The 1035-nt window shown below is 48.3% G+C and carries 2 protein-coding genes; both read right to left on the bottom strand.

Annotated features, from left to right (window positions below):
* Positions 1 to 245 precede the first annotated feature (245 nt).
* Complete coding sequence (locus V4C51_RS17785; protein ID WP_476577899.1) at positions 246 to 452, bottom strand: transposase; 207 nt, start codon at positions 450 to 452, stop codon at positions 246 to 248.
* Between the two features lie 23 nt (positions 453 to 475).
* Entirely contained in the window at positions 476 to 949 is a 474-nt protein-coding gene (locus tag V4C51_RS17780) for an IS1/IS1595 family N-terminal zinc-binding domain-containing protein (protein WP_330927505.1), read from the bottom strand.
* Positions 950 to 1035 lie beyond the last annotated feature (86 nt).

The following is a 1035-nucleotide window of genomic DNA, read 5'->3' as shown; positions in this document are numbered from 1 at the left end:
GGCTCTTAATGGATTCCGGGGAGTTATCCAAACAACACCTCCAGAAGGCCGGATAGAGCCGCTTTCCCACGCTTCCTGATGTTATGCAGGCATTCAAAGAACCCCAAATACAGCGGCAACTTCTCTTGCGATATACCCCGATGAGGGCGTAACCAAGAGCGCAGCAGTGACCAAAACCCTTCCATGGTATTCACATGAATTTCATGAAAGCCATCACCGTCTTCATCACGGGCATATTGACCGTCTCAATGACAGACTGACTTATGTCCATAACCCCACTCTGGGAGCTTGTTATAGATAACGTACTCATCGGTATATACCAATGCGCCAGATTCGATGGTTGCTGTAACAAGTGGCTTGATGGTAGCTTGTTTAACATTGGCAAGCATACGAATCACAACCTGGCCACCACGCTGAATCATACCAAAAATTGGAGGCTTTTCTTTTTCCAGAGTGCCTCGTCCACGAGCTCCTCTCAGCCTGTTTCGTCGCCCTGACCGTCCTTTTTTTTCACGGCTTTTGGTTGGCCTTTATGGCCTGCAACTATGTAAACTTCGTCGCATTCCACCTCGCCATCGAGGGTAACATCAGGGCGTTTATCGTGCACTGCCTGTCTAAGCTGCTCAGTCATTTTCTGAACGTCACTGATATTCAGGTCAAGCTCTTGAGCAATCTGACGGTTCGACACATTGAGTGACATCAGATGCAGGCAGCTCACCCAGATTTTCAGTGATTGATGGTGCCCCGAAAAGACGGAAAGTGTCAGATCATCAAACTTGCGCTGGCAGCCTTTGCAAAAGTAGCGCTGTTTCTCGGGCTGTGATTCATCCTTACCTTGTCGGGTAATGTTATCACTTGTGCAGCGAGGGCAGGTCACGCTATCAGGCCAGCGTATCTGACGTATGCGTTCATAGCACTTATGGTTGTCGAGGAGATCATAAAGCTTCATAGTGAAGCTGTTTTACGTTGAAACACTCGGTTTTTGTAGTCGGGAAAACCGTATTTCTGACGACTCCCCGGAATCCATTAAGAGCC

This window comes from Candidatus Sororendozoicomonas aggregata (genome assembly GCF_031528575.1).
In the GTDB taxonomy this organism is placed as follows: Bacteria; Pseudomonadota; Gammaproteobacteria; order Pseudomonadales; family Endozoicomonadaceae; genus Endonucleibacter; species Endonucleibacter aggregata.
Note: the sequence above shows the minus strand (reverse complement) of the source record. Positions and strands in the feature narration are given on the sequence as shown.